General features: G+C 56.5%; 18 protein-coding genes. 13 read left to right on the top strand and 5 right to left on the bottom strand.

The genetic code is table 11. The annotated features are described in order from the left end of the window. Positions 1-126: 126 nt before the first annotated feature. The 6 genes from ACR0BU_RS08345 (at position 127) to ACR0BU_RS08370 (ending at position 7,338) form a co-directional block, all read left to right on the top strand. On the top strand, positions 127-1,371 hold the full coding sequence (locus ACR0BU_RS08345) for a sarcosine oxidase subunit beta family protein (RefSeq protein ID WP_480736796.1): 1,245 nt from the start codon (positions 127-129) through the stop codon (positions 1,369-1,371). 298 nt (positions 1,372-1,669) lie between these two features. Beyond that, the gene (locus ACR0BU_RS08350) at positions 1,670-1,999 is read left to right on the top strand and encodes a sarcosine oxidase subunit delta (protein ID WP_480736797.1); all 330 of its coding nucleotides are present in this window, start codon (positions 1,670-1,672) and stop codon (positions 1,997-1,999) included. A 67-nt stretch (positions 2,000-2,066) separates the two neighbouring features. After that, positions 2,067-5,081, top strand: coding sequence for a sarcosine oxidase subunit alpha family protein (locus ACR0BU_RS08355; protein WP_480736799.1), 3,015 nt, complete (start codon positions 2,067-2,069; stop codon positions 5,079-5,081). Then, a complete protein-coding gene (locus tag ACR0BU_RS08360; RefSeq protein ID WP_480736801.1) occupies positions 5,074-5,640 on the top strand; it encodes a sarcosine oxidase subunit gamma in 567 nt (188 codons plus the stop codon). Before ACR0BU_RS08355 ends, ACR0BU_RS08360 begins: the two co-directional genes overlap by 8 nt. Before the next feature lie 768 nt (positions 5,641-6,408). Next, positions 6,409-6,882, top strand: coding sequence for a hypothetical protein (locus tag ACR0BU_RS08365; RefSeq protein ID WP_480736803.1), 474 nt, complete (start codon positions 6,409-6,411; stop codon positions 6,880-6,882). A gap of 30 nt (positions 6,883-6,912) precedes the next feature. Next, positions 6,913-7,338 carry a hypothetical protein gene (locus ACR0BU_RS08370; protein ID WP_480736805.1) on the top strand — a complete coding sequence of 142 codons (426 nt, stop codon included), beginning with the start codon at positions 6,913-6,915 and terminating at the stop codon, positions 7,336-7,338. Between the two features lie 69 nt (positions 7,339-7,407). Here ACR0BU_RS08370 and ACR0BU_RS08375 read toward each other — a convergent pair whose 3' ends face one another. Together ACR0BU_RS08375 and ACR0BU_RS08380 are read right to left on the bottom strand one after the other, a co-directional pair. Beyond that, positions 7,408-7,797, bottom strand: coding sequence for a hypothetical protein (locus tag ACR0BU_RS08375; protein ID WP_480736806.1), 390 nt, complete (start codon positions 7,795-7,797; stop codon positions 7,408-7,410). Positions 7,798-7,897: 100 nt separating this feature from the next. Next, positions 7,898-8,710, bottom strand: coding sequence for an FkbM family methyltransferase (locus tag ACR0BU_RS08380; RefSeq protein WP_480736807.1), 813 nt, complete (start codon positions 8,708-8,710; stop codon positions 7,898-7,900). A 46-nt stretch (positions 8,711-8,756) separates the two neighbouring features. Between ACR0BU_RS08380 and ACR0BU_RS08385 the strand changes: the two genes are divergently transcribed. The 3 genes from ACR0BU_RS08385 (at position 8,757) to ACR0BU_RS08395 (ending at position 10,926) form a co-directional block, all read left to right on the top strand. Further along, positions 8,757-9,356, top strand: coding sequence for a superoxide dismutase (locus tag ACR0BU_RS08385; RefSeq protein ID WP_299076272.1), 600 nt, complete (start codon positions 8,757-8,759; stop codon positions 9,354-9,356). Positions 9,357-9,360: 4 nt separating this feature from the next. Then, the gene (locus ACR0BU_RS08390) at positions 9,361-10,242 is read left to right on the top strand and encodes a metallophosphoesterase (RefSeq protein ID WP_298936158.1); all 882 of its coding nucleotides are present in this window, start codon (positions 9,361-9,363) and stop codon (positions 10,240-10,242) included. A gap of 222 nt (positions 10,243-10,464) precedes the next feature. Next, complete coding sequence (locus tag ACR0BU_RS08395; RefSeq protein WP_298936157.1) at positions 10,465-10,926, top strand: host attachment family protein; 462 nt, start codon at positions 10,465-10,467, stop codon at positions 10,924-10,926. A 42-nt stretch (positions 10,927-10,968) separates the two neighbouring features. Here ACR0BU_RS08395 and ACR0BU_RS08400 read toward each other — a convergent pair whose 3' ends face one another. Further along, complete coding sequence (locus ACR0BU_RS08400; RefSeq protein ID WP_480736808.1) at positions 10,969-11,520, bottom strand: LOG family protein; 552 nt, start codon at positions 11,518-11,520, stop codon at positions 10,969-10,971. Positions 11,521-11,646: 126 nt separating this feature from the next. Here ACR0BU_RS08400 and ACR0BU_RS08405 point away from each other — a divergent pair, with 126 nt between their 5' ends. The 3 genes from ACR0BU_RS08405 to ACR0BU_RS08415 all read left to right on the top strand — a co-directional run bounded on the left by ACR0BU_RS08405 (position 11,647) and on the right by ACR0BU_RS08415 (position 15,327). Next, on the top strand, positions 11,647-13,008 hold the full coding sequence (locus ACR0BU_RS08405; protein WP_480736809.1) for a LysM peptidoglycan-binding domain-containing protein: 1,362 nt from the start codon (positions 11,647-11,649) through the stop codon (positions 13,006-13,008). A 75-nt stretch (positions 13,009-13,083) separates the two neighbouring features. Then, on the top strand, positions 13,084-14,883 hold the full coding sequence (locus ACR0BU_RS08410; RefSeq protein ID WP_480736810.1) for an ABCB family ABC transporter ATP-binding protein/permease: 1,800 nt from the start codon (positions 13,084-13,086) through the stop codon (positions 14,881-14,883). Between the two features lie 45 nt (positions 14,884-14,928). Then, positions 14,929-15,327: a DUF2147 domain-containing protein gene (locus ACR0BU_RS08415; protein ID WP_299076260.1), complete on the top strand. Its 399-nt coding sequence runs from the start codon at positions 14,929-14,931 to the stop codon at positions 15,325-15,327. Between the two features lie 41 nt (positions 15,328-15,368). On the opposite strand, the gene ACR0BU_RS08420 is transcribed toward ACR0BU_RS08415, so the two are convergent. Then, positions 15,369-19,166 (bottom strand): efflux RND transporter permease subunit, encoded by a 3,798-nt coding sequence (locus ACR0BU_RS08420; protein WP_480736812.1) that lies wholly within the window; start codon positions 19,164-19,166, stop codon positions 15,369-15,371. Beyond that, entirely contained in the window at positions 19,163-20,395 is a 1,233-nt protein-coding gene (locus ACR0BU_RS08425) for an efflux RND transporter periplasmic adaptor subunit (RefSeq protein ID WP_298936151.1), read from the bottom strand. Before ACR0BU_RS08425 ends, ACR0BU_RS08420 begins: the two co-directional genes overlap by 4 nt. 225 nt (positions 20,396-20,620) lie before the next feature. Here ACR0BU_RS08425 and ACR0BU_RS08430 point away from each other — a divergent pair, with 225 nt between their 5' ends. Next, positions 20,621-21,292: a hypothetical protein gene (locus tag ACR0BU_RS08430; protein ID WP_480736813.1), complete on the top strand. Its 672-nt coding sequence runs from the start codon at positions 20,621-20,623 to the stop codon at positions 21,290-21,292. The last annotated feature ends 41 nt before the right edge of the window (positions 21,293-21,333 follow it).

The raw sequence follows: 21,333 nt of genomic DNA on the forward strand, positions 1-21,333 counted from the left end.
AAGGGACAAATGGCCGCGAATGGCGCACATGTCGCAATAGTGCGTTATTGCGGCGTTGCACGGCAGGGGTAAACTGTCGGTACACGGCATATCTGCGCCCAATCACCGAACCGGATGGATTCGCATATGAAACACTATTCAGCCTTTGCTGTGGCGCGGGAAGCGCTGCGCCATCACACCGGATGGGAGCGCGCCTGGCGTTCGCCCGAACCAAAAAAGCGGTATGACGTCATCATCGTAGGTGCTGGTGGGCATGGTCTTGCGACCGCCTATTACCTGGGCAAGAACTACGGCATCCAAAACGTTGCAGTGATTGAAAAAGGCTGGCTGGGCGGCGGCAACACCGGGCGGAACACCACCATCATCCGGTCAAACTATCTTCAGGACCCGTCGGCGGCGATTTATGAAAAAGCCCGCAGCCTCTACGAGGATCTAAGCCAGGACCTGAACTACAACGTCATGTTCAGCCCGCGCGGTGTGATGATGCTGGCGCAGACCCAGCACGAAATCCGTGGCTATCAGCGCACCGCCCACGCCAACGCACTGCAAGGCGTCAAGACCGAGTGGATCACGCCTAAACGTGTCAAGGAACTGGTGCCGATCATCAACCTCGACGGCCCGCGCTATCCGGTTCTGGGCGCGCTGTGGCAGGACCGCGGCGGCACCGCGCGCCACGATGCTGTGGCTTGGGGCTATGCCCGCGCATGTTCAGCCATGGGCATGGACATTATCCAGCAATGCGAAGTGACTGGCGTTCGGTCGGAAAACGGTCGTGTTGTTGGGGTCGACACCACGAAAGGCGCCATCGATTGTGACAAGCTGGGCATGATCGTCGCAGGTCATTCCGGTCAGCTGGCCGAAATGGCGGGTTTCCGTCTGCCACTCGAAGCGATTTCGCTGCAGGCGCTTGTGTCCGAGCCGATCAAGCCCTGCATGGACGTCGTCGTGATGGCCAACACCGTGCACGGCTATATGTCGCAATCCGACAAGGGCGAGATGGTGATCGGCGGAGGGACCGATGGTTACAACAACTACACCCAACGTGGATCTTTCCATCACATCGAAGAAACCGTGCGGGCTTTGGTCGAGACGTTCCCGATGATCTCGCGCCTGAAGATGCTGCGTCAGTGGGGCGGGATCGTGGACATGACCGGCGACCGGTCCCCGATCCTGTCGAAAACACCTTTGGGCGGGTGCTTTATCAACTGCGGTTGGGGCACTGGTGGCTTCAAGGCCATCCCTGGTTCAGGCTGGGGCATGGCACAGCTGATGGCCACGGGTCATTCACCGCTGACCGAAGCCTTCACGCTGGACCGTTTCAAAGAGGGCCGCTTTATCGACGAAAGCGTCGCCGCCGGGGTGGCGCACTGATGGTGGCGTATTCTCTGGAGCGCGCCGGAAAACCGGCTGTCTCACTAAAAATCTTGCGGGTAGTCACCTTTCACGCCCTTGTTGATCGCCTTTCTGTGGTCATAACTGGCGTTCGGAGCGTGGGGGCTGTGTGTCTGTCGAAGGTCTTGAGAATATCGCCCGCGAGAGTGGCGTCTGATCAGCAGCCAAACCAATCCGATCAGCGCAAAAGTGCCAATCAAAAGCGTTATCAAAGGTCCTGTATTCATGCCTGCAATCTGGGCGTGGGGCCTTTGAGTTTCAAGCGAGGAGTGACGTCATGCTGATCCTGAATTGCCCGTACTGCGGCGTCGATGCCGAAGAAACAGAACTGGCCGCAGGTGGCGAGGCGCACCTGAAACGGTTCGGCCCAGGCTCATCGGATGACGAGTTCCACGACTACCTGTTCATGCGTGAAAACCCCAAAGGCGTTCATTTCGAACGCTGGCGCCATGCCAACGGCTGCGGCAAGTGGTTCCACGCGGCCCGTTGCACGCAAACACTCGAAGTCTTTGGCACTTACACTGCGCAGGTATTTGAGCCGCCGAAAGAGATCAAGGATGCCATCACAGCCAAACGCCCTGGTTGGACGTGGAGAGAGCTCGACTGATGCTTCATCTTTTTAAAAATACTCCCGCCGGAGGCTCCGACGCCTCCATCTGCGAAAGGTCCGCACCATGAGCACCCGTCTCGCAAATCAAGGCCGACTGATTGACCGGTCGAAAAAGGTCACCTTTACCTTCAACGGCACCTCTATGCAGGGGTACGAAGGCGACACGCTTGCTTCGGCCTTGCTGGCCAATGACCAGATGATGATGGGCCGATCGTTCAAGTATCACCGCCCACGTGGCGTGGTCGCCAGCGGTGCGGAAGAGCCAAACGCGCTTGTCGGTCTGGGGCAGGGTAGCCGGTTCGAGCCGAACCAACGCGCCACAACGACCGAGCTGTTCAATGGTCTGACCTCTGTGTCGCAGAACCACTGGCCGAACCTGGAGTTCGATATCGGTTCGGTGAATACTTATCTGTCCCGGTTCCTGCCGGCGGGTTTCTACTACAAGATGTTCATCCACCCCAAGCCATTCTGGAAACATGTGTACGAACCCTTCATCCGGCAATCGGCCGGTCTTGGCAAAGCGCCGGACAAGGAAACCAAGGACGCCGACACCTATGAGCACTTCTACGCTTTCACCGATGTTCTGGTCATCGGCGGAGGTGTCGCAGGGCTGCAGGCCGCCAAGGCTGCCGCGCAATCTGGCGCCAAGGTCCTGCTGATCGAGCAGAGCGCCCATTGGGGCGGTCGCGCTCCGGTTGACGGCGGCGCGATCAATGGCGAGCCTGTGGATAAGTTCGTGGAACAATTGGTCTCCGAACTGGAAACACTGGATAACGTAACCATGCGCGCGCGCTGCATGGGCGCAGGGGTCTATGACCACGGCTATGTGTTGGGCCACGAGCGTCTGAACGATCATAAACCGGGCACACAAGGCCCTCGTCACCGTTTATGGCGTATCCGCGCCAAGCAGGTTGTCACAGCGACAGGGGCGATTGAGCGCCCACTGTCATTTGCCGGAAATGACGTTCCCGGCGTAATGCTTGCCTCTGCCATGCGGGACTATACGGTGAACTGGGGTGTGACACCTGGCGAACGTGTGATTGTCGCAACGAACAATGATGACGCTTATCGTACAGCTATCATTCTGAAGAAAGCAGGTGTTGATGTGCTGCGGGTCGTTGACGCGCGCGCCGCCGCGGGTTCGCTGGCAGAAGAAGCGCGTCAGCTTGGCATCCGGGTGGATCCGGGCAAAGCCATTGCCAGGGTCAAAGGCGGCAAGCGCGTCAAGAAAGTCGCGATCTGCAATCAGGAAGGTGTTGGCGGTGCCCGTGAAGAGGTCGAGTGCGATGCGGTTGCCATGTCAGGCGGCTGGTCTCCGGTTGTTCACATGTGGTCCCATTGCGGCGGCAAGTTGATCTGGGATGACGCAAACGCTCATTTCCGTCCTGATCCAAAACGCCCGCCTTTGGGCGCGGATGGCGCAGGGTTTGTCGTAGCCGCCGGCGCTTCGAACGGGCCACTGGCGCTGGGCGACGTGCTGACCGATGCGCATGCGGCAGGCAAGGCGGCCGCTAAAGCGGCGGGTTTTAAGCCCAAGAACACCAAAGCGCCCACTGGCGAGGCGACGGCCGAAGCGCCAATGGAAGCGGTCTGGCTGATGCCAGCGAATGCCGAGATTCAGCTGCGCATGAAGTCCTGGCTGGATTTCCAGAACGACGTCAAAGTGTCTGACGTTCAGCTGGCAGCGCGCGAAGGATACGAAAGCGTTGAACATACCAAGCGTTACACCACTCTGGGTATGGCAACGGACCAAGGTAAGTTGAGCAATATCAACGGTCTGGCGATCCTTGCTGATGCTTTAGACTCCGAGATTCCTAAGGTCGGCACCACCACCTTCCGCCCGCCTTACACGCCTATTTCGATGGGTGCGATTGGCGGCGAGGCGCGCGGTGATACGTTCCAACCCATCCGCCAAACACCGATGCACAACTGGCACGACAAGAACGGTGCAGATTGGGAACCGGTCGGCCACTGGCGCCGGACTTATGCCTATGTTCGTCCCGGTGAGTCCGTGCATGACGCCGTAAACCGCGAAGTGACGAACACCCGCGAGAACCTCGGTCTGCTGGATGCTTCAACGCTCGGCAAGTTGATCGTCAAAGGTCCGGATGCGGGCAAGTTTCTGGACATGATGTATACCAACATGATGTCCACGCTGAAGGTCGGCAAATGCCGCTATGGCCTGATGTGTTCAGAAAACGGCTTCCTGATCGATGACGGCGTTGTTGCCCGTATCGACGAAGACACGTGGCTCTGCCACACTACTACGGGCGGCACTGAACGCATCCATGGTCACATGGAAGAATGGCTGCAAACCGAGTGGTGGGACTGGAAAGTCTATGTCGCCAACGTGACCGAGCAATACGCGCAGGTCGCCGTGGTTGGCCCCAACGCCCGTAAGGTTCTGGAAAAGCTGGGCGGCATGGATGTCTCGAAAGAGGCGCTGCCCTTCATGGAGTGGCGCGATGGCAAGATCGGTGACTTCGATTGTCGCGCCTATCGTATCTCTTTCTCAGGTGAATTGTCCTATGAGATCGCGGTGCCAGCTAGCCGGGGTCAAGCGTTCTGGGATGCTCTGATGGACGCGGGCAAAGAGTTTGGCGTGATGCCGTACGGCACAGAGTGTTTGCACATCTTGCGAGCCGAAAAAGGCTTTATCATGATCGGTGACGAGACCGACGGCACCGTGATCCCGCAGGATCTGGGGCTGCACTGGGCGCTGTCGAAAAAGAAAGAGGATTACCTAGGCAAACGCGCCCATTCGCGCAGCCATATGGCCGATCCCGAACGTTGGAAGCTGGTCGGTCTCGAGACTGTGGATGGATCGGTTGTCCCTGACGGGGCTTATGCGGTGGGTGAGGGCGTCAATGCCAACGGTCAGCGCAACATGATCGGGCGCGTAACCTCGACCTATTACTCGGCCAATCTGGGTAAAGGCATCGCCATGGGGCTGATCAAACACGGTCCTGATCGCATGGGCGAGATTGTCGAATTCCCGGGCACCGATGGCATAATCTACAAGGCAAAGATCGTGGATCCGATCTTCTTCGACAAGGACGGGGAGAAGCAGAATGTCTGAACCCATTAGCGCACTGAACCACGCGAGCTATGACGGTATCGCCCGGGTCGAAGAATGCGGCCTGCAGGGTATGATCACGTTGCGCGGCAACTTGTCCGACAAGGTTCTGATCAAGGCCGTGAAGGACGCGACCGGCCAGAAGATGCCGGGTCAGCGCGAGGCCAATGTCGACGGAGACACGGGCGTCTGCTGGATGTCATCGGATGAGCTGCTGGTTCTGGTTCCTTATGCCGAGGTTGAGGCCAAACTGGCAGCAATGAACAACGCGCTCAGCGGTGTCCACGCTTTGGCAGTCAACGTCTCGGATGCGCGCGCGGTCTTCCGTATCTCGGGTGCAAGCGGGCGCGAGGTCCTTGGAAAACTGGCCCCGGTCGAACTGTCGGTCGAGGCCTTTCAGCCCGGCCAAATCCGCCGCTCGCGCCTTGCGCAGGTTGCCGGTGCTTTCTGGATGGACGATGCCGATACCTTCCGCGTGGTCTGCTTCCGGTCGGCTGCAGAATACGCGTTCAACCTGCTGAAAGTTGCGGCACAGCCCGGCAGCGAGGTTGGGGTTTACTAGGCGCTCCAGAAACATTCACTGATTGAACTGTGGCCGCCTTACGACACTAGGGCGGCCATTTTCTTTTGATGTTGCGGTCTCATCAAGGAAACATCTAGGGGTTTAGTTGATCAATATCGAAACCGGCGTAGGTGCGTAGAACTCTCGCCTCAACGTAGAGCAAGAAGTCTGTCAATGAATATGGGTTAACCTATTGTTAAGATAATTTTTTTGTAAAGAAGAATGAGGCCTTGCTGATGGCCTTCTTGACCCACGCATAATAATTTCAAAGAAAAAATGACCAGAATACTGCTTGCTTGCTTGATAGCCCTGTACGCTCAAACTTCACCTTTGGTTGCAGAGACGTACACAGAGACATTTGAGTGTACGTTTGGCAAAGGTATCCGAAACCGCCCAACGCCAACGCGCGTTCTGTTTTCGATCGACGAATTTGGTCGTTCGGCTTTATTGCACAACGTTGAAATTCCAAAGATCGACACCCTGAAGGGGTCGGGTCAGATAACACGGAATAGCATTCGCCGGTTGTCGATCGCTTGGAGCGGGAGAGAATACATCTTTTCCGCAAGTGGAAGAAGTGTTGCATCCAACGAAACCCGGCCGCGAGCTGTAGATTTGCGAGATGTCGAGTTCACGATTTTTCTCGACCGCCGCACAATGAAGGCCAACGTGCGGTCCAACGCGCTTAGGTTAAATGTTTCGCGGGATGGCCATGCTAAAGGCAAATGCCTGCTTGTCACCGCGCCAAAGTAAACAAACGGAGCTTCAAATTTGAAAACTAAGATAATCACCTTGGCGTTGAGCCTATTGGTAACGCCCGCAGCCGGAATTGCCGAAACCTTCAAAGAAAGTTTCGAGTGCCATTTTGGACGTGGCCTTGTGAATCGCCCGACGCCAAGCCACCTGGTTTTTTCGGTAGATGAATTTGGCCGCTCGGCACTCATCCATGAGGTCGATATTCCCGACATCAACACTCACTCCGGACCCGGCCGGGTCAAGCGCGACAGTATCCGACGTCTTTCGATTGGATGGGTCGGTGAGAACTACGTTTATTCTGCAAGCGGACGCAGCATTGCGTCGAACGAGTCTGTTATTGATGCCATTGACCTGAAAACTCAGGAATTCTCAGTCTTTTTGGACCGGAAGACAATGAAAGCTACAGCTCGGTCGTCCTCACCTAGTGCCTATTTACCGCGGGATGGGTACGCCACCGGAAAATGCGTAGCGGTCGCAACGCCAAAGTAAATTCATAAGCATTTCGAGGGGTACTAAATCATGAAGTTTGCTATCACAGCACTGGTTGCTGGATTGTTTGCCGGGGCTTCTCAAGCCGAAGTCATAACCTACGATTGTAGCTTGCATAACCTTGAGCAGGGTTGGATTTCTGAACGGGTCATCTTGAGCGTGGATGCTGAAAACAAGCGCGCCCGTGTGTACGATGTCTATATCCACGAACTGGATGGACAGCCCAAGGACACCAAATTCAAAACCACCCGCAAGGGTGAGTACAGAATGACATGGAAAATGAATATTCCCATGAGCCAAGGCGGGACTGCTTATGTCAGCTATACCGCGACGTTGAACCCGAAAACGCAAGAGCTGAATCTACTAGCACGGTTCCCACAGGTGAATGCGACCAACCGCCCAAGAGGCGATGGGCCTTGTAAGGTGCAGTCGGGCGAGTCGCTCTACGGCTCTTGAGACCAGTGCGATTTATTCGCACCCGCTGCCAAGTGTGGTTGTCAAGCTCCGGTACTACCGGAGCTTGGCTTACTTTTGGATACGACAAGTCCCGGTGCCGTAAGGTTTGTTTGAGGCGTTTGTGCTGACAAACGCCATTCTTACAGTCACACTTTTCTTGGCGGGGTTGAGATTGGCTTGGTATCGAACACGCAGGTTACCGCCTGCAGAGGCTATCATTGTTCGGTTCCACGACAGTCGATAGCCTTTGGCACCGCGATCTTTGAACCGTGTGGCAAGCCACTCGGGATTGTCTGCAACCAGCGCCGCTTTGTTTTCTGCATCCACGCGAAACGCGTATTCCTTCGCAATCCAGCCGTGGCTGTCCTGCTTGGTCATCGTGCAGCTATAGTTTACGGTTTCAGCGAGCGCGCCTTGCGCAAAAAATGTGGTGATAAAAGCTAACGTAAGATACTTCATTTTTTCCGATACTCATTGATTTAGCGTGTAAGACTGATCAATTTATCCGAGTAAGCGCAATGGCAAAAACCCGCTCGGTGATGAAATTTCCGACACTAAATCAACCGTGCAACAAGATCGTCCGGTATTGTGCAAGCGCCTCGGGCTCCAATAGCATTTCGACCTGAACAGGTTGCAGCTTGTCGGTGGTGATATTGGGGTAGAAACTCAGTTGCTCCAGCAGCGTTTTGGTGCGTTCCAACCTGTCCTGTTCGGCCAAAAGGGGGGAATGTAACGACAGGTACAGAGTTGGCCGTTGTTTTCGTAGCCAGGGCAATAGTGTTGGTAACACAAAGAACTCGGCTCCTTCGATATCCATCTTGACCAGCGACACAGCAGATAGATCATTGGCGGCTTCGAACTGATCCCATGCAATCGTCAACGCATCGCTGCCGTGTGCGCCGTCATGCAGCAGTGAGCTGGTGGAATCTCCTGGTTCACCCCTGACCGAAGCCATGCGCGCTACGCCGAACTGGTCCGAAAGTGCCACCCCAAAAGCCGAAACGTTCTGGATGTCGTTCAGCTCCAGGTTCCACGCAAGATGTCGAAACGCCGTTGGATCCGGTTCGAAACACCAGACATGTCGGGCTTTGCGGGCACCATACAGCACGGTAGGGCCGATCCACGCACCTATGTCCAGATAATCGCTGGTTGGGGACAGATACCTGTCGAGCACGGAAAAGGTCTCGGGCTCCCAGTGGCCAGCCGCCGCCATGCGCCAGAATTTTGAATGATAAGGATCCAGGCGGAACGGCTCGCCGTTCAGGGTGCCCGCATAATATCCGCGGGCGCGGTAGAACATCTTGCGCGCCTGTGTCAGCATTGCCGCCTCCGGGTTTTCTTGTCTCAGCCCTTGACCTGCGACGGTTGCCAAAGCATTTAACCTTTGGAACCGCAACTTACATTTACAGGGGGCCGACATGGCTTTTGAACTTCCTGATCTTCCTTATGCACATGACGCGCTGGCAGCCAAGGGCATGTCCGCGGAAACGCTGGAATATCACCACGATCTTCACCACAAGGCCTATGTCGACAACGGCAACAAACTGATCGCTGGAACCGAATGGGACGGCAAGTCGCTGGAAGACATCATCGTTGGCACCTACGACGCAAACGCCGTCGCGCAAAACGGTATCTTCAATAACATCAGCCAGCTTTGGAACCACAACCAGTTTTGGGAAATGATGGGCCCTGGTGGCTACGCGATGCCCGGTGAGCTGGAAAAAGCTTTGACCGAAAGCTTCGGTTCGGTCGACGAGTTTAAGTCGCAGTTTAGCGCTGCTGGCGCCGGTCAGTTTGGCTCGGGCTGGGCATGGCTGGTCAAGAACGCTGACGGGTCGTTGGCTGTGACCAAGACCGAGAACGGTGTGAACCCGCTGTGCTTTGGCCAGACCGCGCTGTTGGGCTGTGACGTTTGGGAGCACTCTTACTACATCGATTTCCGCAACAAGCGTCCGGCTTATCTGTCGAACTTCCTCGACAATCTGGTGAACTGGGAAAACGTCGCGTCGCGGATGTGATCCATTGACCCGACGAGGGTTCATCAAAGGCCTGCTAGCGGTGACGCTGGCAGGCCTTTTTGCGTCCCTGTATGGGTTTTTCATTGAACCGGCTTTGCGGTTGCGCGTGCGGAAATGGCGGTTGAAGCGTCCGGACTGGGCCGCGGCACCTGTGCGTATTGCTGTTCTGGCCGATTTGCATGCGGGTGAGCCCCATGTCGGATTGCGCAAAATTCAGCAAATTGTGCGGCGAACAAATGCGTTATCGCCCGATTTGGTATTGTTGCTTGGAGACTACGCCGCAGGGCACAAGATGGTGTCCCGCGCAGTGCCAATTGCGGACCTGGCCCGCCTACTGGTCGGTCTGCATGCGAAACACGGCGTCTATGCCGTGTTGGGCAACCACGATTGGTGGGATGACCAAAACGCGCAAAAGCGCGGTGGAGGCCCTAACATCTATGCACAGGCACTTGAGCAGAACGGGATACCAGTGCTGTCTAACGCGGCAATCAAACTGGAATCGTTGGGGATCTGGTTGGCCGGACTGGAGGATCAGCTTGCCCTGAAACGAGGTGGTCAGGAGTTTCAGGGATTGGATGATCTTCCTGCAACGCTTTCGCATGTTACCGATGATGCACCGATTGTGATGATGGCGCACGAACCGGACATATTTCCCACCGTTCCCGACCGCGTGGCACTGACCCTGTCGGGGCATACACATGGCGGCCAGGTGCGTTTGTTTGGCTGGTCACCAGTTGTGCCGTCGCGATTCGGCAACCGGTATGCATATGGTCATGTTCGCGAAGGCGGGCGCGATCTTGTGATCTCTGGCGGAATAGGGTGTTCGATCCTGCCGGTTCGCTTCGGCGTTGTTCCCGAAATCACGGTGGTTGAAGTGTCGACTTAGATCGGTGTTTTTTTGTCGGTGGAAAGCTGCCGACCTGTCAACAATCGGCATGAGTACCCATTGTAAGAACGCCCTCAATACATAGCTATACTGTGCGGGAGGAGAGAACCGCCAATCAATATAAAACAGCCGGGCAGCGTGCCAAAACCAAGGGCGCGTGACAGAACAACTGTGCCCGATAGTCGAGGGATATCCACATATTAACCGTATCAGGAGATCACTATGGTCGCACTTGCACAGGGAACATGGGTTATCATTGCAGACGGGGAAAAGGCGCTGTTTATGGAAAACATAACAGATGCCGAAGATCCTAATCTGGTTGTCGTTTCGGTCGAGGAACAAGACAAACCGGTATCCAGACCATCAGACCGTGCAGGTCGGCGCAACGACGGTGGGCCAAAGCAGAAATCAGCGATTGAAGAAGCAACCTGGAAGGACCATGCAAAATCCTTGTTCGTGCAGGATCTGGCAGATCTTTTGAACCGCAAGGGGCTGAAGGGTGCGTATAAACGCTTGGTGCTGGTCGCCAGCCCACATGTCCTGGGCCTGCTCAGACGCCGGCTGCACAGTGAAGTCCTGACCAAAGTTGTGGCTGAAGTGGATAAGACCCTGACCAATCACCCGCTTCACAAAGTCGAACAAGTTCTCAGGAAAAGTCTGCAACCGGCCAGACGACCAGCCTGATCTTTCAAACGGGCGGCTCAGGCTGCCCGTTTTGCCACAGTGTCAGGCCAACTTTTCCCGTAAGACTGCCATCGCGGTTTCAGCGTCATCGACCCAGGAAACGAAGTCGGCCATAGACCCATCAGCAAAGCCCTGGCCAATTACTTGATCCAGAAGCGCATGCAGCGCGTCCCAATATCCACCCACATTCACAATCAGAATGGGTTTGTCGTGCAGGCCCAACTGCCGCCATGTCAGCGCCTCGAACAGTTCGTCCAACGAGCCCGGGCCGCCGGGCAGAACAACAACAGCATCGGCGTTCATGATCATGACCTTTTTGCGCTCGTGCATTGTCTCAGTGACTACGAAGCGTGTCAGGTCAGTCTTGCCGACCTCGCGTTGCAGTAGATGCACCGGAATGACGCCAAACGTGTCGCCTCCGGCCGCTTGGGCGGCGCGCGCGACCTCTCCCATCAACCCAACATCTCCGGCACCGTAGACCAGCCTCCAGCCTTCGTGGGCCAGAAGCGTCCCGAACTCATGGGCGGCTTCGGAATAAGCCTTATTCGCGCCATTGCGTGACCCGCAATACACACAGACGGATTTCTGAGACATCAAAGGGGCTCTCCGGGGTTGTGTCAGAAGTTTTGACCCGTGATAGCGGGATTGATAGATTGGCTCAACTGTCCGCCGGAACGCTTTTGACTCAAGATGTTCGCTGCGCGGAGCGAAAGGAAAAGAATGGACGCCAAATCGGGAAACGGAAACTCGGGCAATTTCATCTGGGGTGTCATTGCGGGTCTCATCGCGATCCTGGGAGCGGGTGGATTGTACCTCTCTGGCGCTTTTACCAGCGCGCCAGAGCCAGAAGACGCACTGCAAGAGCAAACCGTGTCCGCGCCTGCGCAGGAGACCGAACAGCCGGAACAAAGCTCTGCACCCGCCGAGGCTGACGGAAGCGCGACGGAAACTGACGAACAGACTGCAGAAACGCCGGCCGTACAGCCTGCAACTGAGCCCGCAGATCCGGCGAATGCGGAACCTGGTGAGCCGACCGAAACAGGGTCCGAAACCGCGCCGGCGGACAGCGCAGAGCAAGTGGCCAGCCCGCCCGTTTTGGACCAGATCTTCGTTGAAACAGATGGCAATGCGCTGTTGTCCGGTTCGGCTGAACCAGGTAGCCAGATACAGGTTCTGTTGGACGGTGAACCGGTTCACGAGTTTACGGCAGACAGCAGCGGTCAGTTTGCTGAATTTGTCTCGATCCCCTTTAGCGACGATGCGCAGGGTCTTGTGTTGCAGACAACGCAGGGTGATCAGACGGCGAAATCGGATGACTACCTGATTGCGGCGCTGCCTGAACCCGCCGAGGAAGAGGTTGCCAGCGCAGAAACCCCCGCTCAACCCGAGTCGACGACGACCGAGACGCCAGAGCAGCCTGCAACCGCAGATGCCGGGGATACGCCAGACCAATCCGAAGATGTTGCCGAAGCTGCGAGCACCGAAGTGCCATCCGCAGAGCCTGCCGAAGATACCAGTGATGACCAACAAGTTGCCGTCCTGCGATCGGGTGAGGAGGGGGTCGAATTGGTGCAACCCCAATCGACGCAAGACACGGACCCTGAGCAGGTGGCATTGGACACCATCGGATATTCGGACACTGGTGACGTACAACTGACAGGGCGCGTACAGGATGGGTCCGCCGTGCGCCTGTATCTGAACAACGAACTAGTGGCCGATCTGTCACCTGGAGAAGACGGCAATTGGCGTGGTGAGCTCGAAGGGATTGACCCTGGGGTCTATACCTTGCGGGTGGATGAGGTGACATCGGACGGAACCGTACTCAGCCGCGTCGAAACCCCCTTCAAGCGCGAACCGGTTGAGGTTCTGCAGGCCGCTGAAGCCGAGGATCGACCTCAGACATCGGATGAAACACCACCGATCCGTTCGGTGACCGTGCAAAAGGGCGACACGCTTTGGGCCATCTCACGTGACAGGTTTGGTGACGGAGTCCTGTACGTAAAGCTGTTTGATGCCAATCGCGAGTTGATCCGTGACCCGGATCTGATCTATCCCGGGCAGGTCTTTACAGTCCCTCAGTAAAAAACGCCTCTGGCCTATCACGGGCCAGGGTCTATCTCTGACCGCAGACAAGGCACGTGATGAGACGGAACACCTATGCAATCGGATGACGATACCGACGACCGCCAGTCCGGCTGGCGTACAATCCGAAAGGTTGCGCCGTATTTGTGGCCCGATGACGAGCCATGGGTAAAGCGCCGGGTGATGATTGCGATGGCAATGCTGGTTCTGGCCAAGTTGATCGCAGTTTACACTCCGATTTTGTACAAAGGCGCAGTTGACGGCCTGGCGGGCGAGGGAGTTCCGCCGCTTGCGCTGGGCGCGGTTGGGTTGACCGTTGCTTATGGTGTAGCCCGGCTTATGACCGTTGGCTTTCAGCAGTTGCGGGATGCAGCCTTTGCGCCGGTGGGCCAGCGTGCTTTACGGGCGCTGGCATTGGAGACGTTCGGACATATACATCAGCTTTCGATGCGCTACCACGTCACGCGGCGCACTGGCGGTCTGAGCCGTATCATCGAGCGTGGCGTCAAAGGCGTTGAGTTTTTGCTGCGCTTCTTGCTGTTCTCGATTGGTCCGCTAATCCTGGAACTGCTGTTGGTCGGCATTATCCTGATGTGGTTGTTCGACGTCTGGTACCTGGTTGTCGTGGCTGTCACGATCGCTTTCTACATCTGGTTTACTTTTGCGGTGACCGAATGGCGCGTGAAACTGCGGCGCGAGATGAATGATCAGGATACCGAGGCCAATCAGCGCGCCATCGACAGTCTGCTGAATTTCGAAACCGTCAAGTATTTCAATGCAGAAAGGCGCGAAGCTGAACGATATGACGTGTCGATGAGGGCTTATGCCGGCGCAGCACTGAAAACGGCCTATTCGCTTGCCTTCTTGAACTTCGGCCAGTCCTTCCTGATCACCTGTGGTCTGATCGGCGTTATGGTTCTGGCGGCTATCGGAGTGCAGAGCGGATCGCTTACCGTTGGCGATTTCGTGATGGTCAACGCCTATATGATTCAGATCACTGTACCGCTGAACTTTCTGGGCACAGTGTATCGTGAAATCCGCCAGTCGCTGGTTGATATGGGTCAGATGTTCGATCTGCTGGAGCAACCCGCCGAGGTGACCGACAGGCCGGATGCAACGCCTTTGCAGGTCAATGGCGGAGAGGTAACCCTGGACAACGTCCATTTCGGCTATGACCCGGATCGCGAGATTCTCAAAGGGGTGTCACTGTCCGTTCCAGCTGGTCAGACCGTGGCCATTGTTGGCGCGACCGGGTCGGGCAAGTCGACGATTGGGCGGTTGTTGTTCCGTTTCTATGACGTGACGGGTGGGGCTTTGAAGATTGACGGGCAGGACGTGCGGGATGTGACGCAGAACAGCCTGCACGCGTCCATTGGTGTGGTGCCGCAGGACACTGTGCTGTTCAATGACACGATCCGCTACAATATCGCTTATGGCCGGGATGGGGCGACGCAGGACGATGTTGAGGATGCGGCCAAGGCCGCCCAGATCCATGATTTTATCGCAACATTGCCAGAGGGCTATGACACCAAGGTTGGCGAACGTGGTCTGAAACTGTCGGGTGGCGAAAAACAGCGTGTGGGCATCGCGCGGACACTTCTCAAAAACCCGCCAATCCTGTTGCTGGACGAGGCGACCTCGGCATTGGACACCGACACGGAACAAGACATCAAAGATGCGTTGGCACGTGCGGGTGAGGGGCGGACCGTGATCACCATCGCCCATCGCCTTAGCACCATTGCCGAGGCCGATCAGATTGTGGTTCTGGAAAGCGGTGAGATTGTCGAACAAGGCACCCACGATGAACTGCTTATGCGCGAGGGTCGTTATGCGCAGCTTTGGAACCGGCAGCAATCGGATACTCAGGCGGCCTGATCGCAAATTGTTTAGGACGAAACACCGATATGTGGAGGCATTTTAATGCGTAGCACTTTATTGAAAGCTCTCGGACCAGCCCTGGCGGTTCTGCTGTTTCCGGTTATGGCTATGGCTGATCCTATTGTTGGGGTCTGGAAAACAGAACCCGACCGGAAGAACTTGATCTCTCACATCAAGATCACAGCTTGCGGAGATAATTTTTGCGGCAAAATCCAGTCAGCCTATGACGCCGCTGGCAAAGAAGTTCAAACTCCGAACATCGGTAAAAAGCTGTTTTGGGATGTGGCCAGTGAAGGCGATGGCAAATACGGCGGAGGGGAATTTTGGGTCCCTTTGATTGATGTCGATGCTGTCCCTCAGATGACCTTGCAGGGGGATCAACTGATGGTCAAAGGGTGCGAGCATCTGGTGTGTGCTCATCAAACTTGGACCCGCCTATAGACGGCAAACAAAAAGGGTCGGAAAACCCGGCCCTTGTCTGATTACTCCGCAGCTTTCAGTGGGGCTCCGGGTTGATGTTCCGATCTGTCGTCTTGCTGATCTGCCTGATCCGGAACGGATCCCGGAATGTCGCTCCAGACAATCTCGGTTGATTGCATTGCGCGGGCGCTGCGTCCGATAGCCATATCTTGCGCGATCTGACTGGAACGACCGGCCGTCACCCGGGCGAGAAGTCTGGCAATCCAAACGGCATAGGTCGCGACCCACACGCGCAAGGCCAGGAAGGAAGGCGTCACGATCAACGTCAGCACGGTGGCGATGCCCAGGCCGAACACAACCGCCGTCGCCAGCTGTTTCCACCACAAGGCCGTCGGGCTGTCGATGCTGTAACCACCATTGATGAAGTCCAAAGACAGGCCGAACATCATCGGTGTCAGACCAGCCATCGTAGTCAAAGTAGTCAGCAGAACCGGACGAATACGAGCCTCGGCCGTGCGGACAATTGCATCGATCCGGGGCATATAGCGGCTGTATTCCTGATAGGTATCAATAAGAACAATGTTGTTGTTCACCACGATACCCGCCAAGGCAACGATCCCCGTTCCGGTCATGATGATCGAGAAAGGCTGCTGCATGACCATCATCCCGATCAGCACGCCTGTGGTCGAAAGAACCACGGCCAACAGAACCAGAACCGAGTTGTAGAACGAGTTGAACTGGGCCAGTAGGATGACAAACATCAAACCCAGCGCACCTGCAAAAGCGTTTACCAGAAACGCGCCGGATTCGGCCTGATCTTCCTGATCACCGGTCCATTCCCAACTGATCGTTTTGGCGAAGGGTTCGGTGTCCAGCCACTCGGTTAGAACTGCAATCCGTTCGTTCGGGTTAATCAGGATTACCTGGGCGTCACCATTTTCCATGGCTGACCGCAGGCTTTCCACGCTGTCCGCGCCTGTCAACTGAACCAGATCGAACCGTTTACCATCCGTGGTGGTCAGGGTCGCGCTTGTAGACGCAAAGCCGTCTTCCAGTTCCCGAACAACGGCCAATCGCTGCTTGGTGCCATCGGGGCCGTCAGTCACAACTTTACTCAAGCCCGGTTCAACATCCGCTTTGACGTCATAATACCGTTCCTGATCCACGCGATTGATCTCGGCCAGCTTAGCCACCGGTTGCCGGGTCACGAAGTTGGACAGCGGTACAAGCCCGTCCTGCGTCCGGACCTTAAGAACGTCCAGTGTGGACAGCACGCGGTCTTCTTCCGGCAGGCGAACACGGATTTCGATTTCTTCATCCGTGGTATCCGGGCGCATTTCGCCCAATAGAATGCCTCGGGTCACCAACTGAACCATGGCACCAACGGTTGCGACGTCAGCCCCAAAACGGCCCGCCTTCGCCACATCAACGTCGATTTGCCAGTCGATACCAGGCAGGGGCAGGGTGTCTTCGATCTTGATCAGACCGGGGGTGGTTTCAAACGCCTCTCGTGCGGCATCCGTGGCCGAGGTCAGGTCATCCCACCCGTTTCCTTTGATGCGCAGGTGGACGGGTTTGGCCGAGGCCGGGCCTTGTTCCAACGGCAGAATCTCGACCACGAAGCCGGGAATTTTTGCCAGCTCGACGTTCAGTTCTTCAAGCACAAAGTCGCCGTCATATTCCGGCGCAACCACGTGCCGGTCAAACAGACCGCCAGCAATAGGCTCAGAGATATTCGGACGATCTTCCCAAGGGATGATTTCGAACTGGACCCGTCCTACCGTATCGGCCGGCGCGGATGCACCACCGGTGTTCTGGTTCAGCCCGCCTTCGCCAGCAAACGAAAAGACGTTGATCACGGCCGGGTGTGATGCGATCACTTGCTCGGCTTCGTAGACCATAGCGTCCATCTCGGTCAGCGAGATGTTGCCGCGCGCGCGCACATAAGCAGTCGCCTGTTCCGGCTCGCTTTCGACAAAGAACTCGACGCCGCGATTGTTGGCCCCATAAGCGGACATGACCATCATGACCGCGAAGCCAATGGCGACGATCGACACGATCGGCATGATTGGATTGCCGACCAGGAATTTAATGACATAGCCGAATGGTGTGTGTTCCTTGGCTGTATGTACGCGTGTTTCCGGCGCGCGTTCTAGTCTCGCAGCACCCAAAGTGACCGATCCGGCAAAAGCGCCTGCGATCACAAGAATTGCACCGAACACGACACTGCCCGGCGTGCCTGCGGGCAAAAGATAAGTTGGGTTCAACACCTGCATCGCCCCCAGGAACACGAGGTAGAACGAAGGGGGCACCAAGACCGCCCGCAGCCACCAGGGTGTTCGTGCCCTCAGCCAGTCGGAGGAGCGGTCAAAAACACGGCTGAGCCGTCCGGACACACCGCCCATGACCGGCAGGTAGATCAGCGCGACGATCAGAGACGCTGACAGAACAAAGATCAGCGTGACCGGCAGCATCCCCATGAACTCACCCGGTACGCCAGGCCAGAACAGCATTGGAAGGAAGGCACATAGCGTCGTTGCCGTTGATGACACGATAGGCCAGAACATCCGCTGGGCTGCCTCGACGTAGGCGTGCATTGGGCCGACGCCGTCCTTGATACGTTTGTCCGCGTATTCCACCACAACGATGGCGCCATCAACCAGCATGCCCACCGCAAGGATCAAACCGAACATCACGATGTTCGAAATGCTAATACCCATGACGGCCAAAAACGCAAAACACAAAAGGAAGGAGGTCGGGATAGCAAAGCCCACCAGCAAAGCGGCGCGCGACCCCAACGAGGCAAGCACCACGATCATCACCAGCGCAATCGCGGTCAGCACTGACCCTTCAAGCTGGCTGACCATCGATCCGACAATCCGGCTTTGGTCGTTTGAGGTGCCGACGTCGACAGCGGCCTGCAATTCAGCTGGCCATTTGGTCTGAGCATCGGCAATGGTGGCTTTGACCTGTTCAACTGTGTCGATCAGGTTGAAACCCTTGCGCTTGACCACCTGCAGCGCCACGGTTGGTGCGCCGTCAAAACGGGCTGTGCCTTCGCGGTCTTCAAAGGTGTAGTTGATCTCGGCGAGCTCTCCCAAGGTCACGACGCGGTCGCCGTTGACCTTGATCGGTAGCTCGTAAACGTCTTGCGCGGTTTTGAAGGATGATGGGATCTTGACCGAGAACGTGCCTTGTTCAGTTTCAACCTCACCCGCAGCAATCAATTGGTTGTTGTTTTGCACAACGCTGATCAGCTCCGCAGCCGTTACGTTATACGCTTCCAACCGCAGAGGGTCGATTATGACCTCCAGCAACTCATCGCGATTGCCGGCAATCCCGGCCTCCAACACGGAATCCAGCGCTTCCAAATCGTCCTGAAGGTCCTTGGCTACGCGGGCCATGGTTCGTTCGGGTACCGAACCAGTCAGGTTCACGATGACTATGGGAAACTCCGAGAAGTTGATTTCGTACAGGGAATATTGTTCAGCGCCTTCGGGGAATTCTGCCTGCGCCGTATTCATGGCATCACGCACATCCGCCATGATGGCCGTTTTGTCCCAGCCAAAATCAAACTCGAGCGCGACACCGCCATAGCCTTCGGCGGCAGTCGAGGACATTTCTTTCAGGCCATCCAGATCCGCAAGTTCGGTTTCCATCGGCTTGACCAGAAGGTTTTCTGAGTCTTCAGCGGAAATTCCCGGGAACTGGACCGAGACGAACAACGCAGGGATTTCAATGTCCGGCTCACCTTCCTTCGGCAGGCTTACATACGCAAACCCGCCAATGACCAGCGAGATCGCGATAAATGCCAGAACCATTCGGGCCCGTTCGGAAGCCCAGCTTACAATACCCGTCATTGCGAAGCTTCCCGATATGTCGGCGCAACCGTCACGCCACGTGTCACGAATTCCTGACCGACTACAATGACGTCAACAGTTTCAGCCAAACCGTCGATCCAGACACCTTTTGATGTGTCGCGCAAAATGCGAACGGGCATAAAGTCTACAACATTGCCGGTTCCGACGGTGCGAACACCCAGCTGTCCTTCGTTGTTCAGGGTCAGGGCAGATTGTGGCAACAGATGCGCTTTGGCCCCTTCGGCGGCAATCCGGATCGTTGCCGTTTGACCATCGCGGATGGTCAGGTCAGCGTTCGGTACCGTGATCTCGACTTCGAATGTGCGGGTGGTTTCATCTGCAGACCGGCTCAGAAAGGTAACCCTGCCCGTGACCTGCCGACCCGTAACCAGCTGGGCTTCGGCCTCAGAGCCGACAAGAACGCGGTTCACTTCGGTTTCTGGTACAAAGCCAACCAATTTGATCGGGTCCAATTGGATCACGGTCGCGCACAAGGCACCGGGCTGCAACAAGCTACCTAACTCAGCAGTGTCGCTTTCCAGCAGGCCTTTGAAAGGCGCCTCAATGGTCAGTCGGTCGATTTCACGCTGGGCCGCTTCGACCTCGGCGGCGGCGGCTTCGATACCGGCCCGAGTGGCTTCAAGCCCGGCTTCGGCCGACTTAATACCAGCCTCGGCGGTGCTCATTGCGGCCTCGCTTGAGATGCGGCGGGTTTCAGACCCGAACCCTGAATCGGACAGTTTACGGGCAGCCGTCAGATTGATGTCGGCTTCTGCTACCAGCGCATGCGCTTCTTCCAAACGTGCCTCTGCCTCGGGGACGCGGCTTGCGGCTTCAAGTTTGCCAGCCATCGCCTCTGCCAGGCTAGCGGGGCGGGTTCCGGGGTCTAGCTGGCACAGCAGGTCGCCAGCCTCGACAAATGCACCGCGGCGTTTGGGTTCTGAGATGACCGTTGAAGTGGTTTCAGCCAGAACTTCGACTTGTCGGTTTGCTTTGGTTTGCCCACGCAGCAAGACAGCGCTGTCGATTTCGCGCGCCTCTGAGCGGAAAGCGATGACACCAACGGCGGTTTCGCTGACACTCGTTTCTTCGGTTGCCTCGCCACCTTCTGTGGCGGGTACGTCTGCCTCGCCGCGACCAGCGAAGGCAAATAGCGCGTCGCGTTCAAAAACAAGGAAATACAGGGCGACAATGACCAAAATGGCGTTGATGAAAGAAATCAAACGCATGCAGTGCTTCTCCTAAGAACAATGCGCCAAAATTATTTGACGTGCATGCCTCAAAATGGGGCCGGGCATGTATCTTTTCCACACTAAACTGAATAGTTCGGTTTATTTTTTTTCGCAAGACCGGATCGACGCGGCGTATTTGTGCAAAATCGGACCCTTGGCTTGGCCGTGGTGCCGGGGTATGACATGGCGCACGATAGCAAGATACACAGCCTGGGGGCAGGAATGAGCGATACCGACAGTTTCATTGATGAGGTCACAGAAGAGGTGCGCCGCGACCGGATGTATCTGCTTTTGCGCCGGTGGGGCTGGATTGGTGTTGTGGCTGTCATCCTGATCGTTGGTGGAGCGGCCTATAACGAATACCAGAAAGCGCGCGACACCTCTCACGCGCAAGAGCTGGGCGACTCGATTCTCGCGGCTTTGGATGAGAATGATTCCGCAGCGCGTGCAGCAAGCCTAGATGGCGTTCAGGCGCAATCCCCGGGCGGTGATGCGGTGTTGAACATGCTACTCTCGGCCTCTCAGATAGACGCCGGATCCGAAGAAGATGCGGTCAACAGCCTCAACAGCGTTGCCGTTCAGGGTGAATTGCCCGAGATCTACCGCGCGATTGCAAGTTTTAAGGCGCTGCTGTTGCAGAGTGATACCTTGCCAGCCGCTGATCGCCGCCTGCAATTCGAAGCTTTGGCCGTGCCGGGGGCGCCGTTGCGCCTGTTGGCCGAAGAACAGTTGGCGTTGATTGACGTGTCCGAGGGCAATATCGACGCCGCGCTCGACCGGTTGCAAGCTTTGCGTCAGGATGCCGAAGTGGGCGTCGATCTGCAGCAGCGTGCGGCCCAATTGATTGTGGCGTTGGGCGGCGAACCTGAACCGCTTGTGGCGCAGCAGGGCTGATCTGGCGGGACAACAAACTATGACAGGCGAGTTCAGAAGAA

This window comes from Ruegeria sp. CK2, assembly GCF_056536585.1.

Coding starts and splice junctions, on each gene's coding strand:
- ACR0BU_RS08355 (WP_480736799.1), top strand. CDS start 2,067: ATGAGCACCCGTCTCGCAAATCAAGGCCGACTGATTGACCGGTCGAAA.
- ACR0BU_RS08400 (WP_480736808.1), bottom strand. CDS start 11,520: ATGTCTCAGAAATCCGTCTGTGTGTATTGCGGGTCACGCAATGGCGCG.
- ACR0BU_RS08375 (WP_480736806.1), bottom strand. CDS start 7,797: ATGAAGTATCTTACGTTAGCTTTTATCACCACATTTTTTGCGCAAGGC.
- ACR0BU_RS08430 (WP_480736813.1), top strand. CDS start 20,621: ATGAGCGATACCGACAGTTTCATTGATGAGGTCACAGAAGAGGTGCGC.
- ACR0BU_RS08405 (WP_480736809.1), top strand. CDS start 11,647: ATGGACGCCAAATCGGGAAACGGAAACTCGGGCAATTTCATCTGGGGT.
- ACR0BU_RS08425 (WP_298936151.1), bottom strand. CDS start 20,395: ATGCGTTTGATTTCTTTCATCAACGCCATTTTGGTCATTGTCGCCCTG.
- ACR0BU_RS08385 (WP_299076272.1), top strand. CDS start 8,757: ATGGCTTTTGAACTTCCTGATCTTCCTTATGCACATGACGCGCTGGCA.
- ACR0BU_RS08395 (WP_298936157.1), top strand. CDS start 10,465: ATGGTCGCACTTGCACAGGGAACATGGGTTATCATTGCAGACGGGGAA.
- ACR0BU_RS08345 (WP_480736796.1), top strand. CDS start 127: ATGAAACACTATTCAGCCTTTGCTGTGGCGCGGGAAGCGCTGCGCCAT.
- ACR0BU_RS08360 (WP_480736801.1), top strand. CDS start 5,074: ATGTCTGAACCCATTAGCGCACTGAACCACGCGAGCTATGACGGTATC.
- ACR0BU_RS08350 (WP_480736797.1), top strand. CDS start 1,670: ATGCTGATCCTGAATTGCCCGTACTGCGGCGTCGATGCCGAAGAAACA.
- ACR0BU_RS08410 (WP_480736810.1), top strand. CDS start 13,084: ATGCAATCGGATGACGATACCGACGACCGCCAGTCCGGCTGGCGTACA.
- ACR0BU_RS08420 (WP_480736812.1), bottom strand. CDS start 19,166: ATGACGGGTATTGTAAGCTGGGCTTCCGAACGGGCCCGAATGGTTCTG.
- ACR0BU_RS08370 (WP_480736805.1), top strand. CDS start 6,913: ATGAAGTTTGCTATCACAGCACTGGTTGCTGGATTGTTTGCCGGGGCT.
- ACR0BU_RS08415 (WP_299076260.1), top strand. CDS start 14,929: ATGCGTAGCACTTTATTGAAAGCTCTCGGACCAGCCCTGGCGGTTCTG.